The sequence below is a fragment of the Clostridium cellulovorans 743B genome, assembly GCF_000145275.1.
Taxonomy (GTDB): Bacteria; Bacillota; Clostridia; order Clostridiales; family Clostridiaceae; genus Clostridium_K; species Clostridium_K cellulovorans.
Genome location: NC_014393.1, coordinates 5101676 through 5119024, shown reverse-complemented (window position 1 = coordinate 5119024; position 17349 = coordinate 5101676). Strand labels below are relative to the sequence as shown.

Here is a 17349-nt window from a genome sequence, read left to right as displayed (position 1 = left end):
CATGGATGGGGTATTTATATGTATACAGAATCATTTTTGTTAAGAGAAATTTCAGATAATACTTATTTAATTGATGATAATGGAATGGCTACAGCTTATTTAATTATAGGAAAAGATAAGGCGTTATTAATCGATACTGGCATGGGGTTTAACAATTTATATTCGGTAGTGAAAGGCATAACAGAACTACCATTAGTTGTTGTAAACACTCATGGCCATTGTGATCATGTTTGGGGAAATTATCAGTTTGAAGAAGCTTATATATCAGATAAAGATAAAGTTTTATATGATGAAGCTTATTCAATAGATATAAGGAAAAGTTCCATGGAAATGTTTAAAGATATGATTCCGTCAAATGTTACTTCAGAAGATATTGAGAAATGGATTAATGTTGCTTCTTGCAAGATATTATCTATAAAACAAGGTGACTTAATAGATCTAGGGGATAGGGTATTGCAAGTTATCGAAACACCTGGACATACAAAAGGAAGCATCGTTTTGTTAGATGAAAAAGAAAAAATACTATTTGCGGGAGATAGTATAATAGGAAGACTATGGATGCATTTGGAGGAATCTATATCTCTAAAGAATTATCTTAAAAGTATAGAAGGATTGAAAGTATATTGCAATAAGTTTGAAAAAATATATCATGGACATACGAAATATAATGAGGAGCCTTATGATGTATCTTTTGTAGAAGAGGTTATAAGAGATGTCTCAACTATTATTGAAGGAAAATGTGTTGGTACTTATTTAAAGGATATATCAGGAGAATGCTTAGTATGTGACTTTGAGCATTGGAGTGTGTGGTATAAATTCAAGAAGAATAATTGAGTTAAATACTAAATTGTATTAACGAGATTATGAAGGCAAGTAAGAATATTCATAAATTTCTACATAGGAAAAGGTATGCAAATTAGTTACAATAACCATAGTTCACACACTCAATATATCACCTATTTCACCTTACCTATAGATATATTTACGCGGTAGTTCCCAAACGTTAAAAGTTTACTTAGTAAACCCATAAGGTCATCGTCATCAACAAAGTTTACTTTTAATAAATAACAACCTTCTCCACTGATACGGTCACAATCTAATACGGATTCAGTAGCTTTTACGAATTTTATGAAAGCTGGATGATCTAAGGTTTTCATAAATACAGTAATAAAGGCTGTTTTGCAAAGGCTAGAGGAATTAATTTTTATTGTATATCCTTGAAGAATTCCTGCTTGCTCCATCCTTTTTATGCGATTTGATACTGCTTGGCCTGTTAAATGAACTAATTCTCCAATTTCACGCCATTGAAGACGAGCATTTTCTTTTAGTAGGTTTAAAATTTGAATATCTGTTTGATCAAGCATAACTAGAAGTTTCCTTTCATCATGAAACTGAAAATGGTATATTTCTTTCTCGAAGAAAATTTACTATATCATATAATAAATGTATCATATAAAGGGAGGAAATACCATGAAAGTTCAACTTATACGTCATGCGACATTAAAATTAAATATAAATAACAAAACAATTTTAGTTGACCCAATACTTGCTTCAAAAGGGGAAATGACTCCTGTGCCGGGTGTTAAAAATCAAAACAATAATCCTTTGGTAGAGTTACCTATAGATGCTAGTGTTGTTGCAAAGGCAGATGCAATGCTCTTAACACATATTCATAGGGATCATTTTGATGAAACTGCAATAAAGTTAATAGATAAAGATATAGCAATATTCTGCCAACCGGAGGATAAGGCTAAAATAGGGGAGAATGGATTTAACTTTGTTAATGCTATTGATCAGGGCTATAGTTGGAATGATATCAGTTTTAATAGGACTGGTGGACAGCATGGAACAGGTCAAATTGGAAAGCTTATGGGTACTGTATCTGGATATGTTATAACAGCTAAAAATGAGTCTTCAGTTTATATTACTGGTGATACAATTTGGTGTAAAGAGGTAGAGGAAGCTTTAGAAAATTATAAACCAGAGGTAATAATAAGTTTTGCTGGTTCTGCACAATTTTCTGATGGTGGTGATCCTATTACTATGAATAAAGAGCATATACTTCAGATTTGTAGAAAGTCACCTACATCAAAAGTTATTGTTGTCCATATGGAAGCTTGGAATCATTGTATGCTTACAAGAAAAGGACTAAAGGAATTTTTGCATGAAAGCAAAGTTTTAGATCGAGTTTATATTCCAGAGGATGGAGAGATTATAGATTTATGATGTTGCACAGCAAAAGATAAGAATTATTTTGTTGTAATGCTTAAATTTCATAGATAATTTCAGAGTGTTACAAACTCGATGATAATGCTTTTAATACAAAGTGGAGTCCGTAAAAGAAAGGTGCTGATGCTTCCTTTCTTTCACGGACTCTATTTGCTAGTAAAAAGTTCTAGTTAATGAAGAGACGCTAAACTTTAAATTATACTGATTTTTTACGCTTTATTAATATGGTAATATTTATGATTATTACTAAAGAACTAAATGCTAACATCATGTAATAAACTAAATAATCTGAAAAAAAGAATTCAAGTCCATACCATTGACCTAATAATAAAACTGCAAAAGGAATTGCCCAACTGGCTGAAGCACCTGTAGCATCAACATATATTGTTAATATAGATAGCAACAACATTATAAACCAGAAAATACAAGAATATATCATAAACTTATAATTCGAATCTTTTATACCTATAATTAAAATAATGCCCCAGATAATTATGTATAAAAAGGTAACAATTAAATTCCCTATAGTTACAGGGGAACCATACAAGAAATTGCCAAAATTTAAATACATACAAATTAGAACTAATATAATTGATAAAAATATTAGTGTCATTGTTTTTTTCATTGTTTCAATCTCCTTATATTGTAATTATAGTTGCTAAATATATAGAAATTGTATCATGTCTATTTAAAACAATATAGTTATATTTTATAAATTTGTCGAAAATTTATATCGAGTTATATAGAAGCTAAAAAATACAGATTCATTATCATTTAGTAGTATAGTTTATGCTTCTAAACGTGAAGAGTTAATAAGTTTTTCAGACAATAAAGAAATTATATGAACAAAAGAGAAGTAAAGAGAATAAATTTTCACTCTAAAATTTATTTTGAAAGGTACAGTGAATATAGCTTTACATTAAACAACAGGATATAGCTTAAAAAATATAGCCCTTGCGATTGGACCAACAATAACTAGTTGAAGAGGTAGAGCAAATAAAAAATTTTTAGATAAAGCTTGTACAAAATTTATTAGAAAATCTGTGGATATGCCTTGATGGATTATTGAAGTAATCAAAGACATAGAAAAGCACATGCCACATACCATAAAGAATGATGTAAGTAAGATTTTTTTGATAAGTGGAGACTCAGCGGTTACTAGCTTTGATACGAAAGATTTAGCAACTTTTCCAACGAAAAACCAATCAATAAATAATGCAATGCAAAATACAGGTACAAACCCTATAAGTACATCCTTTAAAAAAGAAGTAGTAACGCCGTTTCTAAGTAACACATTATATGCATCCATTCCCAATACCATTAATGTGCAGCATATAAGTGTAAATATGAAGTTTTCTCTTTTATTTTTTCCCATAGTAAAGCTCCTTTAATATTATATTGTTAACTAAGATTACGATTTAGTATATCATTGTGATTACTTATTGTCAAATTGGTTGACAATACTGTGGTAAATGTAGGGATAAGTGAGATCTAATAACTATGAAATAAGTATTTGTGAATAGTCAGGTTTTAAGTTAAGAATCCTATATGGTAATATTAAAGTGTATAGAGTTTGAATTATATATGTTCCAATAAAGATTTTTTATGAGATATATTAAATTATAAATATTTTCTTAGAGTTTTGAGATAGTTTCAATAACAAAACTATATATTATGAAACAATTAAAGATGACATGAGGTTATATTATAATGAATGATTACTTAAATGACTTAAATTTAATAGATTTAATAAGTGAAAAACATAAAAGACTTCGTAAAGAGGTAATTAAGCTTTGGTTAGAAAAGAAAGGAGAAGAAATAACGGATACTGAATCACATCTACTAGCAATGTTGGAAATAAAAAGTATGACAGTAGCTGAAACTGCGAGGAAGATAGATTTATCACGTCAGGCAGTTCATAAGTGTGCAAAAAAATTAATAAATCAAGGTTATATTATGATGAAGTGTATCGAAGGAAATAATCGTGATAAGCTAATAGTTTTAACTGAAAAAGGGCATGAATACTGTAGTGAGATGTTAATAATTAAAAGATATATAGAAGAAGAAGTTGCCAAAGAAATAGGTCATGAAAGTGTTGCTATGATGAAAGCTCTTTTAAGAAAGGACTGGATTAGGTAAAAAGCAATACAATTTACCAATGAAATGTATTTCATCTGAGATAAACTTTCATTGGTAAATAATACATTACTGCAACTTATATGGTTTGTGAAATCACAATTAATCTCTAGGTATTTCGATTGTAGGAAATTTTAAATCATTATATTTGATAAAATTCTCTTTAACCTTTGCTAGGTTTTCTTCGGTGTAGAAACCACCTTGTGTATGCATAATTTCTCTTAGATGATGTTCTCTTCCTTCAACACTAGTACGATCACGGCATAATCCATTTTCAGCAATAACAAATTTCCATTTACCATCTTCTGTTTTTTCAAGGTCGCCGCCTGCCCCACAAACTTGACATTCAATTGGGAAATGAAGTCCATCCCATTGAACTTCTCCTAAAACCAAAGCATTAGAATGACAATTTGGACACCAACCCATATTTTCATCACCTAGCCAGCTTCTTTTCTTAACAGGAGTATTCAAGGATGTCATTATATTTTCACCAATCTTATGAGCACGTTTAATCATATTCTCATGAAGTAAACATTGCTTTGGCGCTGGCACGCGGGTAGCCAAGAACATATCAATAATTTTGAAGTCATTTGTGAAGCAAGTTGCCTGCATACATTCTAAAGCCATAGATTGCCAAGATCTAGTAGAACCGCCAACGGCAATTAACGCACCAACTCTATGTTTATGTTCAACGGCTCCAATTGCTTCTAAAAAAGAAGATTCATAGCTTAAGTTTCTATGCATGAACTTTAAATAGGTGGCGGTTGGCATTAAATCATAAGTAGGGGCTGATAAAATAACAGCATCTTGATTTAACATAACATCCATAATTGCTTTTTTATCATCTTTTTTGTCTAAGGTACAACCAACATATTTACCATTAGACATTCCGTGGGTACAGGCAGTACAACCTGTACAATCAACGATGTTATAATCTCTTAGGTTAATCATTGTTACTTCTGTACCTTGCTCCTGACAAGCTAAAAGTGCTTCTTTTAATAAAATTTCAGAATTAGAATCTTTTCTTCCAGTTGTAACGCCTAATACTTTAAAAGCCATATTAATATCTCCTTTAATAATCGTTTATAATAGACTTATATTGCTAAGTATATTAAAGTAGCAATATATTCGAGTGTAGGTAAAATTAAGATTGAAACTTATAGTGATTACATACTCAATAAGATTAACATGAGGAAATAAACTATTCATCAGAAAAAAGTATGAAAATATTATAGTTAAATTAATGAATTTTTAGAGATTTTTCTAAGGGTTAAAGGAGGCAGTTTTTGATTAATTTAAAAGCAATAGTTGACTTTATTAAAGATAAATATAAGAGTAGAGTTTTTGGAGAATATGATGAGGATTATATTATTGATCAAGTTCATATTTTGAACGAGGATACTGAAATTTTTCAGAATGGATTATATCTAACAGCAAAGGCTAATTTGGAACTGTTATATGGAAAGAAGAATATTTTATTGGTTGTTAACAAGGTAAACGAGAGTATAGATGTGTTACAGGTAGAAACAGAAAGTAGTATCGAGAAAGTCCATAGTGGTATTTGTAAATTTATTTTTACGGAATATAAGCTGTATGCGAAAAAATTTAATATCTATAACAGCTTATACACTTTTAATGACATGAATAAAACTTTAAATATAGCTGAGAGTTACTTGGAAAATCCTATTTTTATTTTAGATACAAGTTATCGTATTATTAATCGTTCTAATGTTGCTAATTTTATTAAAGAGGATATTTTAAACTACAAAGATGAATATTATTTAGTAACTGATATTGTTAACACCATGAAGAAAGATAGATGTATCGATAACATTTATAGTTTCAACAAATCATTTTTTCACTATTCTGATAAAAGTCTTATATTTTCTGGCATACGAATTAATAATGTCACTGCAGCATATATATGCGTAGTTCAAAAGCAACGACAATTTGTCGAAGAGGATTTAGAAATAACCAATGCTTTAACTCAAGTTCTTTCTATACAAATAGAACGGGATAATTTGTTTGTTAGTAGTTCTGGGTTAGAGGAAGAATATTATCTAATGGACTTGCTTACTAATAGAATTGATAATGTTATACATATAAAAGAGCGGTTAGAAAACATAGAATTTAAGGTGAGAAAAAGTATTCAATTAATAGCGATACCTTTCTCTCAAACCTATCAAGAGTATAGGCATAGTTTTGGACTAAAGCAGTTAATCAATATTGCTAAAAATATACTTAACAATTGTATTTTTACGTTCTATGAAGAAAAAATTATTTTTATGGTCAGTACAGAAGAAAAGGATATACTAGCTAAAAATAATAAAGCTAAATTTATAGAATTTCTAAAACTTAACAATCTAAAAGCTGGAGTTAGTCTAAGATTCGAAAATATCCTTGATACAAAAGAGTTCTACAACCAAGCAATCCATGCATTAGAGTTTTCAGAGAGATTAAAGAGCCAAGGTTATATATTTCATTTTGAGGACTATTTAGAATATTATATATTTCATTTATGTGAAAACATAGATAATGATGTTCATAGGGTTGATATTAATACATTGATTCATCCATATATTAAAGAACTTGAGGATATCGATAAGGAAAATAACGGAGAATTATTAAAAACATTAGTTGCATATTTAGAATGCAATAGAAATGCAAATGATACAGCTAAAAAATTAAATATACACTGCAGTACATTTTTTTATCGATTTCATAAAATTGAAGATATGTTGAATATATCTTTAAACGATGGTGATATCCTATTTAAGCTAGAGTTGTCTTCAAAAATTTTAAAATATAAAGGTTCTTTCTAATAGACAAAGAGCAAAGTATTAGAAATCTACCTTTTAAGTTTCAATTTTAGATTTATAATATAATTTGTTTTGTAATCTAATTTTAAGAAATCACAATTAATTTAATTATAGTATATAAGTTTGGTGTATAAATTTGGTGTATAAATTTAAATTGAGTTTATATAGTATTTATTTGTGAAAAAAGAAGTAGTATTCCTTAGAAATACCACTTCTTTTTAGTATGGTGAACTATAAAATTAATAACTAATCAATAATCAAAACACATCTAAAACCAGTACCGTTAGTTTTATTAGTAGCGCCACTACAATTTCGATAAGAAGAGCGTACACTATCTGAAATATCACCCCAAGCACCGCCACGGATGACACGAGAATCACCAGAGCTTGGACCTATAGGATCTGTAGTATCAGTTTCTGAATATTTGTCTGTATATAGGTCTTCACACCACTCTTGGATATTTCCGTACATATCATAGAGCCCCCAGGGATTAGGTTTTTTAGTTCCTACTTCATGGGTAGTCCCAGCTGAGTTGATATCAAGCCATGCATAATTACCTATTTCTTCGGCTGTATCCCCAAAAGTCCACAAACTGTCAGTACCTGCTCGGCAAGCGTATTCCCATTGAGCTTCCGTTGGTAGTGAAAAATTTTCACCAGTTTTTTCTGCAAGTTTTTGCAGAAAAGTTTTGCAGTCATCCCAACTAACATTATCTACAGGCTTTTTTAAGTCCACAAATTCACTTGGATTGCTACCCATAAGTTCAAGCCACTGTTCTTGAGTTACCTCAAATTTCCCTAGATAAAAAGCTTCAGTAATGGTCACTTTATGTTTTGGACCTTCATCACCATCACCGAATTCCTCGTTTGATCCCATAGTAAAAGATCCTGGGTTAATAAGAACAAAATCTAATTTTATACCGTTGCTTAGAGTAATAGTTTTACTATTTGACAAAGTTGATTGGGTAGTTTCAATAGTATTTTTTTTATTAGTATTTAGGTTAAGTATACTGCTACTAATGAAATATATTAGCATAAAAACTGATATGGTCAACAAAATCAATATAAGTTTTAATTTATTAGATGTGGTTTTCATATTGTGCACCTTTCTTACAAAGTTTTAACTGTAGTGAGTTCATAATGCCAATAAATACAGTTAAATAAAATGGGTTAGAAACAACCAAGTCCTTTAAGATCACTGCTATCAGTTAAATGCATAAAGGTGATTGTTGGCAATACACCATTAGTTCCTCTAGCTTTAGTCATTTGAGTCGCATCTAAACTTTGGAAATCTGCAGATGATACAGTGACACCTGATTTATTCCAAGAGTTATTGCTTACATTTGCAGCTGGTAAGTTAGAATTTATTATTGCTGCTCTTGTAAAGGCAATATTATTATGCACTATTTCTCTTGTTCCTGGAATATCAGTAGCATTAGTTGGACTTACACGCTCTAACATATCAAAGTTTCCAGCAGCATTGTTGTAGGCAGTGTTATATGTCCAGGTTGCAGATTGTCCAGGTTGGTGATTAGCATAGAAGCCATGAGCTGCGTTATTAGCTGATAAGCAATATTTAACTGTGTGAACTGGTATTGTGCTAGGTGGTGTTCCAGTTCCGTATCCACCAATTTTAAAGCCGTTAGAATCTCCACCAGCAGTCATGTTATAAGCCCAGCAATGATCAAAAGTATTCGAACCTCTTGAAGTTAAGCAATCATATCCGTCATCACTATTATGCCATGAACGGCAATACTGGAAGGTAACTCCATCACCATGAGCACCAAAACCGTCTGTGTTTCCAATTGAACTTGATGTTGGTCCTATATTATTGTAAGCATCACATTTGATACAAGTTCCAGTGCCATGGTTAACAAAGTAAAAACCGTTAGCTTCTGTATCGTGGCATACAACTTGATTAAATGTAGCATTTCCTTCAATTCTGAAGCACTCAGATTGTTTCTGAGTACCGACCTTTACTCCTGTTACTTGTATTGATAAGAAAGTAACGTTAGATACTCCACTAGCTATACGGAATGCTGCGACACGTTTAGTTGGAGTTATATTTGAAAAATCAAAAATTGGCACATTCTTTGAGGTATAAGCTCTATAAGTAATTCCACTTTTAGTTATGTTATTTACGTAATTGTAGTTGCTATCTGAAGCACCTATAGAAAAGTTTTTATAAACTCCGCCTAAGAGCATAACTGTATCACCAGATGAAGCGACTGATTGAGCTTTAGCTATACTAGCAAATGGAGCACTTAGAGTTCCAGGATTGTTGTCATTACCATTTGGAGCCATATAATATTCTGCTGCATTTGCAGTTGCTGATGCAGCTAAAAAACTTCCGCACATAACTAAAGATGCAAATAAAAATTTTTTTAATAAAGTTTTCATAAAGTATCCCCCTATTTTCTATTAATTTGGTGCAAAGATTAATTGCAGTTTTAAGTTTCTAACACCTCCAACTAAAGAATTGATTTATATAAGTCAGCAATAGAAGAATATAAGACTAGTGGATACGTTTCCAATTTGTGAAATAAGTTTCCTATTAGATAAAGTAGAATTAAGATTTTGTAAAAATCTATTGTTGAGATATATACATGATACATATATATTGATAGTACTTATTATAAGTGGTAACGATATATATGTAAACGTATAGAAATATAATTTGTAGCATTGTTGCAATCAAATAGTAATTTATAGTATATAATTACAAATAGGTGTTATAGATTTAGTAGACAGCTAGGATGGATTTTAGATGAAAACTTTAATTTTTAATGGTTCCCCAAGAAAAAATGGAGATACACAGGCTATGATCAATGAGTTTAGAAAGCATATAAATGGAGAAGTAAAAATAATTGATGCTTATTATGCTAATATTAAACCTTGTACAGATTGTAGATACTGCCATCATAGTGAAGGGTGTTCGAAAAAAGATGATATGCAAGAGGTTTATGATTACATATTAGAGTGTGACAATATTATCATAGCATCACCATTGTATTTTTCAGAGTTATCAGGTCAACTATTGGCAGTAATGAGCAGATTGCAGACTTATTGGTGTGCAAGGTTTTTTAGATATGTAAATCCTATTGAGAAAAAGAAAAAAGGTGGAATACTTTTAGCTGGTGGTGGTGATGGGCATATGGAAAAAGCAATAGAAACAGCAGAATGTTTATTGCATAAAATGAATGCAGTATCTGTTGGGGCAGTGTGTTCTCATAATACAGAAAACGTATCTCCCAAAGAGGATAGAAATGCTATAGAAAATATAAAAAAGATAGCAATGCAATTGAATTATGATTATATAAATAAAACAATTAAACGTTAGAAGTTTTTGATAAATATTAAATGAAGAAATGGAGTTATATGAAAGATAGAGTTTGCTGGGAAATACCATTAATGATTGTAGGAATAAATATAGATAGGTTGGTGAAATTTTAATATGGCGATAATTGAAGCAAAGAAATATGAATTGAGCCTAGGAGAAGTAACATTAGAATCAGCTAAGGGTGAAGACGCTGCTTTGTTAATACTGTTTATCAAAAAGGCTGATAGTGAAACTGACTTTTTACTTAGAGAATCAGATGAGTTCAATATTTCTTATGAAAATGAAAAGAAGTTTATCGATGATAAGAGGAAAAATGAAAATGAACTTTTTATAACTGCAAAAATAGATGGAGAAGTTGTTGGAACATTGGGTTTTGCAGGTAGTTCATTTAGACGAGGTAAACATAAAGGGCAATTTGGAATAGTTGTGTTAAGAGAATATTGGGGCTACGGCATTGGTAGTAAGATGTTAAATTTATTAATAGAGTGGGCAGATAATGTTGGGTTAGTAAAAATAGCCTTGGAAGTGGATGCAGATAATGAAAGAGCCATTAAGATATACAAAAAATTTGGCTTTGAAGTAGAAGGAATATTAAAATATAATAAGCATATGGGACAAGGCGTTTATAAAGATTCTATCCTCATGGCAAGGATCAATCATGGTAAATTTAAATAAATTTTAAGCTATAATAGATAAATTACTAGAGGATATGTTTAAAGCTAATTATGGATGTTCCGATTAAAAGGTACATTAAGATTATCAATGATATGTGTTTAATATTAGGAAGATTATTAGAAACTATATATATGATAAGACTATTAAGAGAAAGTATTTAGGTATTTAATGATTAAATAGATATTAAGTTTGACAATAATAGGAACTAAAAGTTATTATGATAAAAAGTATGTTGTTACTAGGGAGAAATATTATGGAGATTATTTTAGATTTAAAGGCTTCAGATACAAGAGATATATTAGATACACTGTTTGTTATGGAAAATAAGGAGTTTTATGATAAGATAACAGCAAGGTTGCCAGGTTTTGTTCCTAATAAAAATATTCAAAAGTACATAGAGAAGCTTACTAAAAGTAAAAATGTTGATAGAGAAAAGCTTAAGTTTTATTTTCATAATTATGATTATGAGTTTAATTCTACTGGAGAAGCACTTATAGTAGCAAATTGCCTTGATATAGATAATCCAATAAGTATGTCTGGTTATACACTAAATGAATATTTAGATATACTAAGAACTAGAGAAGATGATGAGATACTAGAAAAGCTTGTAGCATATTTAGTTTACCTAAAAGGAAAAGCAGAGTGTAAGTTAGTGGAAAAGTATAAGGATACCCATAAAGATAAAAATAAAACAGTGGAGTTACTGAAAGATTGTAATATTTCAAGTGAAGCAAAGTGGAACATATACTTGATAATAGATAATCCTAAAAAATACTTAAATGAGGCTTGTGAGTTTATTGAAAACTTTATACCAATCTTCAATAGCTCCTTTGAAAAGGTGAAGACAGAGAGAATAAACTTTAGTGAATATATATCTAACAAGGTAGAAATTGAAGGAATAGAATATTTAAAAAGATTACCAAGTATTAATAATTTAGAACAATATAAAACTATAATTCTGACACCTATGACAGTCAATTATGCCAGCATTATTGGTGATGAGAGGGATGGTATTTTAGTTCTTTATATAGGAACAAAGATAGAAAAAGCACTAGAAGACATAAAAGGTAAAAATGATGATGAAGTAGTACTAAATATACTTAAAACCGTTAGTGATAGTAGTAGATTTAATATCCTTAAGATGATCATCGAAGAAGAAAAGTTTGGTTTGGAAATTGCAGAAAAACTAGAGTTAACAAATGCTACCATATCTCATCACATAAACTTATTACAAATTGCAGATCTAGTAATTATAAATAGAAGAGAAGGAAAAACTTATTATAAGTTAAATAAAGAAGCACTAAGAAATATGATTAAATTTATATCAAAGGAATTTAAGCTTTAAAAAATTCCAAGGGATGTTTATCTCTTGGAATTTTTTTTGTTTATATAATTAGACGAGTATCTAATTTGAATATTGATTATAATCTAAAATTGTAATATAATGCAATTAGATATATATCTAATTCATAAAAGAATTTATATAAAAAGGAGTTGAAAAAATGAAAAAGTATATAACTAAATTTAAAGGGTTATTTTTCTTAGTCCTTGTACTAACTACTTTATGTGCTGTTATAGATGTATATATGGCTTATCTGCTTTCGGATATTGTAGATGCAAGTATATCAAAAGATATGAAACTTTTTAAACAAAGTATAGTTATAGCTATCATTTATCTTGCAACGTATCTTTTCGGTAACCTTGCCCAAAAAATAGTAAAGGATCTATATATAAAAAAGACTTTAGTAGTTCTGAAGAAAGATGTGTTTTCTAAAATTCTTAGAAAAGATATGGCTGATTTTACAGATGAGAATACTGCTAATTATATATCGATATTGACTAATGATGAAGCTATTATTGAACAGGATTATTTTAGAAATATTATTCAATTAGCATATTTTTTAGTTTCGTTTGTTATTTCTATTTATTCGCTAATTAAAATAGATTATAGTCTCATTTTAATTATAAGTATTGGTGGAGCTATTACTTTAGTAATACCTCAGCTATTTAGCAGAAAACTAAGTGAATTAAGGAATATATACTCCAATAAGATGGCAGTATATACTTCAAAACTTAAGGATATGTTTTCGGGCTTTGAAGTTATTAAAGGCTTTAATGTGGTAAATAAGGTTGAGGATAACTTTGGTGAAGTAAATGAAACTACAGAAAAAAGTAAATTTAGATTTTCTGTATTTAATTCTATTGTAGATATGATTTCTAATCTTTTTGGATACTCTTTGCATATAATTGTTATGATGGTCGGAGTTTATTTAACAATCAAAGACAGGATAACTATAGGTGAGCTAATAGCTTCAGTGCAATTAATGAACTTTATTATAAATCCATTTATTCAAAGTGTTATGATAATAACCAAGATGAATTCAACAAAGGAGATAACTAATAAGGTTATAAATATAATAGAAAGTAATCAAGAAAATAATGAGTTAGGAATAAAAGAATGCTATCAAACAAGTATAAACTTTAAAGATGTTTCTTTCTCATATAGTAGAGAAAAAGCCGTTGTAAGCAATATCTCTCTAAGTCTAGAGAAGGGTAAAAAATATGCCATAGTAGGTGAAAGTGGTAGTGGAAAATCAACTATATTGAAGCTTATTTTAGGCTATTATAAAAATTATCAAGGCATGATTGATATTGATGGAGTAAATATAAAAAGTATTCACCCGAATTCGATTTGTCAATTAATTTGTTCTGTACAGCAAAATGTTTATTTATTTGATGGGACTATTAAAGATAATATAACCCTATATGAAGATTACAGTGAAGAAGAAATTAATAAAGCGATTAAGTTAGCAAAATTGCAAGGTCTCATAGAAAGACTTCCAAATGGGATAAATACTCATGTTGGAGAAAATGGGGGCAGCTTTTCAGGAGGGGAAAGACAAAGGATATCTATCGCTAGGGCTATAATCAAAAAAACGCCTATAATTCTTTTGGACGAAGCAACTTCTGCCATAGACATAGAATCTGCAAATTTAATTGAGAATTCAATACTTTCTTCCAAGGAATGTACTATAATTGCTGTAACTCATAGATTAACTGAATCAAGTTTAGCCAAGTATGATGAGATAATAGTTATTAATGAAGGGACAATTGGTGAGCAAGGGAATTTGTATAAACTTATAGATGAAAATAAATACTTGAGTAAGTTACTTTCTATAGGACAAGATAATACCGTAAGGATATCATAAATACAGAATCACGTTTAAAAGTACTAGTGAAGTATGATAAAAGTCATAGGTAAGAGTGTTTACCTATGATTTTTATATTTATAAACCGTTAGATTTTGATATTAACCTTCTGAGTTAGTAGTCAAATATAAATATAAACATAAGGGGTTGTGATAAGTTACAATGTATAAATACTAATTGAAATAAGTTGTTTTCTATAAAGGTTTAATAATGACATGAAAAAACCTAAGAAAAGATAGGATTACATATTAATCATGTATGCTATAATTGATGGTAGCGTAAGGAAGTAAATAAAGACTATCAAGGAGAAGAATTATGACGGACTTAACAAAGGGTAATACACTCAAACTAATTATTACATTTGCAATTCCTATATTGATAGGGAACTTATTTCAACAATTATATAATCTTATTGATACTGTAATTGTAGGACAAACCTTAGGAGTGAAGGCTTTAGCGGCAGTAGGTGCGACAAGCCCTATTATTGGACTTTTATTAAGCTTTGCTATTGGAATGACTAATGGTTATTCTGTTGTTATAGCCCGCTTTTTTGGTGCTAATGATATAAAAGAAATGAAAAAAGCTGTAGCAGGAACCGTTGTATTAGGGTTAGCTACATCCATTCTTTTTACTGTGGTAAGTCTTATTGGAATAAGACCTGTCTTAAGAATATTAGCTACACCAGACGATGTTATAGATGGTGCATATTCATTTGCAAGAATTATCATAATGGGATTAACATTTTCTATGCTTTACAATATGTTTTCAAGTGTACTGAGAGCTTTAGGCGATACAAAGAGCCCTTTGTATTTCTTAATAATTTCAACTGTTGTTAACATAATACTAGATTATCTTTTTATCTGTGGATTTGGAATGGGTGTTGAAGGAGCAGCTTTTGCCACTGTATTATCAATACTTTTATCAGCTGTTTTATGTTTTATTTATATTTTAAAAAATTATCCTATATTAAGATTGAAAAAAGAGGACTTTAACTTAAATCGTTCTATTATTATGGATTTATTTAGTACAGGCATTTCCATGGGCTTAATGTTATCTGTAGTGGCTATTGGTACTGTTATACTTCAAAATGCAATTAATGGTTTTGGAACAGAAACAATTGCAGCACATACAGCGGCACGTAAAATTACAGAGATGTTTATGTTACCACTTAGTACTGTAAGCGTTACAGCAGCTACTTTCTCAAGTCAAAACTATGGAGCAAATAAACCAGATAGAATAAAAAAGGGATTTATTCAATTAATATTAATTTCCTGGGTATGGTCAACTGTTGTGGTGATAATGTCTTTTACTATTGTACCGTTAATTGTTTCAGGAATTACAGGAACTGCAGAAACTGAAATTATTGATACAGCAACTAGATATCTTCGTATAGATACACCTTTCTACTATGTTTTAGGAATTCTATTAGTTCTAAGAAGTGCTATGCAAGGAATTGGACAAAAGGTGGTTCCAATTATGGCAAGTGTAATAGAGTTAGTAGGAAAAGTAATAGCAGCTTATTATTTAGCTCCTAAATTAGGATACCTTGGTATATGTATAACAGAACCAATTATTTGGATAGCATGTGCGCTATTCTTAGTAATAAAAGGTTTTGGAATTATGCAAAAGGGGATGGCTTTTAGCCCTCAAAGCCAAGCTGAGTAGAAAGTTGTTGAATATAATTTAATAATTTAAATTTGGAAGTACTAATCTTGAAAAAGAGAGGTGCTTCTTTTGTTTTGAAAGCCACAGAACTTATAGACAAGATAATTGAGAATGAAGTATAGTAGAAGTGTTTTTTACCAGTAATATGGTACTATAAATATAAAAATCCAAACAGAAGATCGCAGTTTGAAAATTTCTTGTTTTATCAAAAGTAACACTATAAACTTGTAGGAATTTTTATAGATGAAATGCTGTAAAAGTTAATAATTACGCAAAAAATAGTTTAGTTAGATAGGAGAGAATAATGAAAAATTTTATGATTGGAATGCACGGCGGATATGATTATACTAAATTCCGAAGAGACTTTAGAAGAGAGTTTTATGGAGTGGAAGTTTGTCTATTTGGAACAGAACAAGATGTGGACAATCTAATGCAAGAAGCCGAAAATAAAGGTTTTAATTATGGTATACATTTTCCATTACGTGGCTGGATGTCAAAGTTTAGAGATCCTCAATTTTTATCTTTAGACAGACAGGTAAGCAGAAATTCTTACAATATTATTGAACAGGAGTTAAAATACATTAAAATGAAAGGATTAAAACCTAAATATATTTTATTTCATTTCCCGAAACCAGTTATATTAAGAGGGGATTTTGATTTGAGTCGTTGGAGATTTGATGATAAAAGTGAATATAGATATGAAGATGAATACTCATTTTTACAATTTAAAGAGTATAGTGAAGAGATTTTTAAATGGTTATCTGAGCAAGGTGATAAATATGGTTTTATGCCTATATTGGAATTCGATGCTTTGAATAAATACATATGTGATGACGATTATATAGACCAACTTTTAGAAAAGTACAATAAGATAAAGTTATGCCTTGATTTTGGAAGGATTCATTTACAAAAGAGTATAGAAAAAAGCTTTAGTGATATTAATGTAATTAGAAGGTTTGGTAAGTATACTGAAGAAATTCACTTATCTAATATTAAGGTTGGAGAGAAAATAGAGCATCCACATTATCCAGTATTACCAACTTTGAAAGAGAATGATGGTTGGGCTCCCATTAAAGAATATCTAAAGGTGATTAGAGAAGAAAATCCAAAAGTGAAGGTATTATTTGAGCATAGATCAGATTTAATAACTGATGAAGAATTAGAGATTTGCTATCAGTGGATTAACAAAAATATATATTGACATATAAAAGAAATAAGTTTAGCATATTGATATACTATATATCGTAGTGCGATATATAGAAGTTCGATATAGTGAT

16 protein-coding genes are annotated in these 17349 nt (G+C 29.8%); 10 read left to right on the top strand and 6 right to left on the bottom strand.

Features of this window, described 5'->3' with window-relative positions:
* Positions 1–18: 18 nt before the first annotated feature.
* On the top strand, positions 19–834 hold the full coding sequence (locus CLOCEL_RS21210) for an MBL fold metallo-hydrolase (RefSeq protein WP_010074264.1): 816 nt from the start codon (positions 19–21) through the stop codon (positions 832–834).
* A 122-nt stretch (positions 835–956) separates the two neighbouring features.
* Here CLOCEL_RS21210 and CLOCEL_RS21205 read toward each other — a convergent pair whose 3' ends face one another.
* Positions 957–1364 carry an Lrp/AsnC family transcriptional regulator gene (locus tag CLOCEL_RS21205; protein ID WP_010074263.1) on the bottom strand — a complete coding sequence of 136 codons (408 nt, stop codon included), beginning with the start codon at positions 1362–1364 and terminating at the stop codon, positions 957–959.
* Positions 1365–1470: 106 nt separating this feature from the next.
* On the opposite strand from CLOCEL_RS21205, the gene CLOCEL_RS21200 reads away from it, so the two are divergent.
* The gene (locus CLOCEL_RS21200) at positions 1471–2226 is read left to right on the top strand and encodes an MBL fold metallo-hydrolase (protein ID WP_010074262.1); all 756 of its coding nucleotides are present in this window, start codon (positions 1471–1473) and stop codon (positions 2224–2226) included.
* Positions 2227–2425: 199 nt separating this feature from the next.
* Here CLOCEL_RS21200 and CLOCEL_RS21195 read toward each other — a convergent pair whose 3' ends face one another.
* The gene (locus CLOCEL_RS21195; protein WP_010074261.1) at positions 2426–2854 is read right to left on the bottom strand and encodes a hypothetical protein; all 429 of its coding nucleotides are present in this window, start codon (positions 2852–2854) and stop codon (positions 2426–2428) included.
* A gap of 294 nt (positions 2855–3148) precedes the next feature.
* Entirely contained in the window at positions 3149–3604 is a 456-nt protein-coding gene (locus CLOCEL_RS21190; RefSeq protein ID WP_010074260.1) for a DUF2798 domain-containing protein, read from the bottom strand.
* 335 nt (positions 3605–3939) lie between these two features.
* Between CLOCEL_RS21190 and CLOCEL_RS21185 the strand changes: the two genes are divergently transcribed.
* Positions 3940–4368: a MarR family winged helix-turn-helix transcriptional regulator gene (locus tag CLOCEL_RS21185; protein ID WP_010074259.1), complete on the top strand. Its 429-nt coding sequence runs from the start codon at positions 3940–3942 to the stop codon at positions 4366–4368.
* Between the two features lie 99 nt (positions 4369–4467).
* On the opposite strand, the gene CLOCEL_RS21180 is transcribed toward CLOCEL_RS21185, so the two are convergent.
* Positions 4468–5424: a flavodoxin family protein gene (locus CLOCEL_RS21180; protein WP_010074258.1), complete on the bottom strand. Its 957-nt coding sequence runs from the start codon at positions 5422–5424 to the stop codon at positions 4468–4470.
* A 227-nt stretch (positions 5425–5651) separates the two neighbouring features.
* Here CLOCEL_RS21180 and CLOCEL_RS21175 point away from each other — a divergent pair, with 227 nt between their 5' ends.
* Complete coding sequence (locus tag CLOCEL_RS21175) at positions 5652–7187, top strand: PucR family transcriptional regulator (RefSeq protein WP_013291973.1); 1536 nt, start codon at positions 5652–5654, stop codon at positions 7185–7187.
* Positions 7188–7430: 243 nt separating this feature from the next.
* On the opposite strand, the gene CLOCEL_RS21170 is transcribed toward CLOCEL_RS21175, so the two are convergent.
* Both CLOCEL_RS21170 and CLOCEL_RS21165 read right to left on the bottom strand, forming a co-directional pair.
* The gene (locus CLOCEL_RS21170) at positions 7431–8138 is read right to left on the bottom strand and encodes a formylglycine-generating enzyme family protein (protein WP_242655191.1); all 708 of its coding nucleotides are present in this window, start codon (positions 8136–8138) and stop codon (positions 7431–7433) included.
* Between the two features lie 215 nt (positions 8139–8353).
* Positions 8354–9583, bottom strand: a complete 1230-nt coding sequence (locus CLOCEL_RS21165; RefSeq protein WP_010074254.1) for a right-handed parallel beta-helix repeat-containing protein — start codon at positions 9581–9583, stop codon at positions 8354–8356.
* A gap of 367 nt (positions 9584–9950) precedes the next feature.
* Here CLOCEL_RS21165 and CLOCEL_RS21160 point away from each other — a divergent pair, with 367 nt between their 5' ends.
* The 6 genes from CLOCEL_RS21160 to CLOCEL_RS21135 all read left to right on the top strand — a co-directional run bounded on the left by CLOCEL_RS21160 (position 9951) and on the right by CLOCEL_RS21135 (position 17273).
* Positions 9951–10523 (top strand): flavodoxin family protein, encoded by a 573-nt coding sequence (locus CLOCEL_RS21160; RefSeq protein ID WP_010074253.1) that lies wholly within the window; start codon positions 9951–9953, stop codon positions 10521–10523.
* A gap of 114 nt (positions 10524–10637) precedes the next feature.
* The gene (locus CLOCEL_RS21155; RefSeq protein WP_010074252.1) at positions 10638–11198 is read left to right on the top strand and encodes a GNAT family N-acetyltransferase; all 561 of its coding nucleotides are present in this window, start codon (positions 10638–10640) and stop codon (positions 11196–11198) included.
* A gap of 253 nt (positions 11199–11451) precedes the next feature.
* Positions 11452–12543 (top strand): ArsR/SmtB family transcription factor, encoded by a 1092-nt coding sequence (locus CLOCEL_RS21150; RefSeq protein ID WP_010074251.1) that lies wholly within the window; start codon positions 11452–11454, stop codon positions 12541–12543.
* Positions 12544–12700: 157 nt separating this feature from the next.
* Positions 12701–14407, top strand: a complete 1707-nt coding sequence (locus CLOCEL_RS21145; protein WP_010074250.1) for an ABC transporter ATP-binding protein — start codon at positions 12701–12703, stop codon at positions 14405–14407.
* A gap of 315 nt (positions 14408–14722) precedes the next feature.
* On the top strand, positions 14723–16072 hold the full coding sequence (locus tag CLOCEL_RS21140) for an MATE family efflux transporter (protein WP_010074249.1): 1350 nt from the start codon (positions 14723–14725) through the stop codon (positions 16070–16072).
* A gap of 304 nt (positions 16073–16376) precedes the next feature.
* Positions 16377–17273 (top strand): hypothetical protein, encoded by an 897-nt coding sequence (locus CLOCEL_RS21135; protein ID WP_010074248.1) that lies wholly within the window; start codon positions 16377–16379, stop codon positions 17271–17273.
* Positions 17274–17349: the final 76 nt, after the last annotated feature.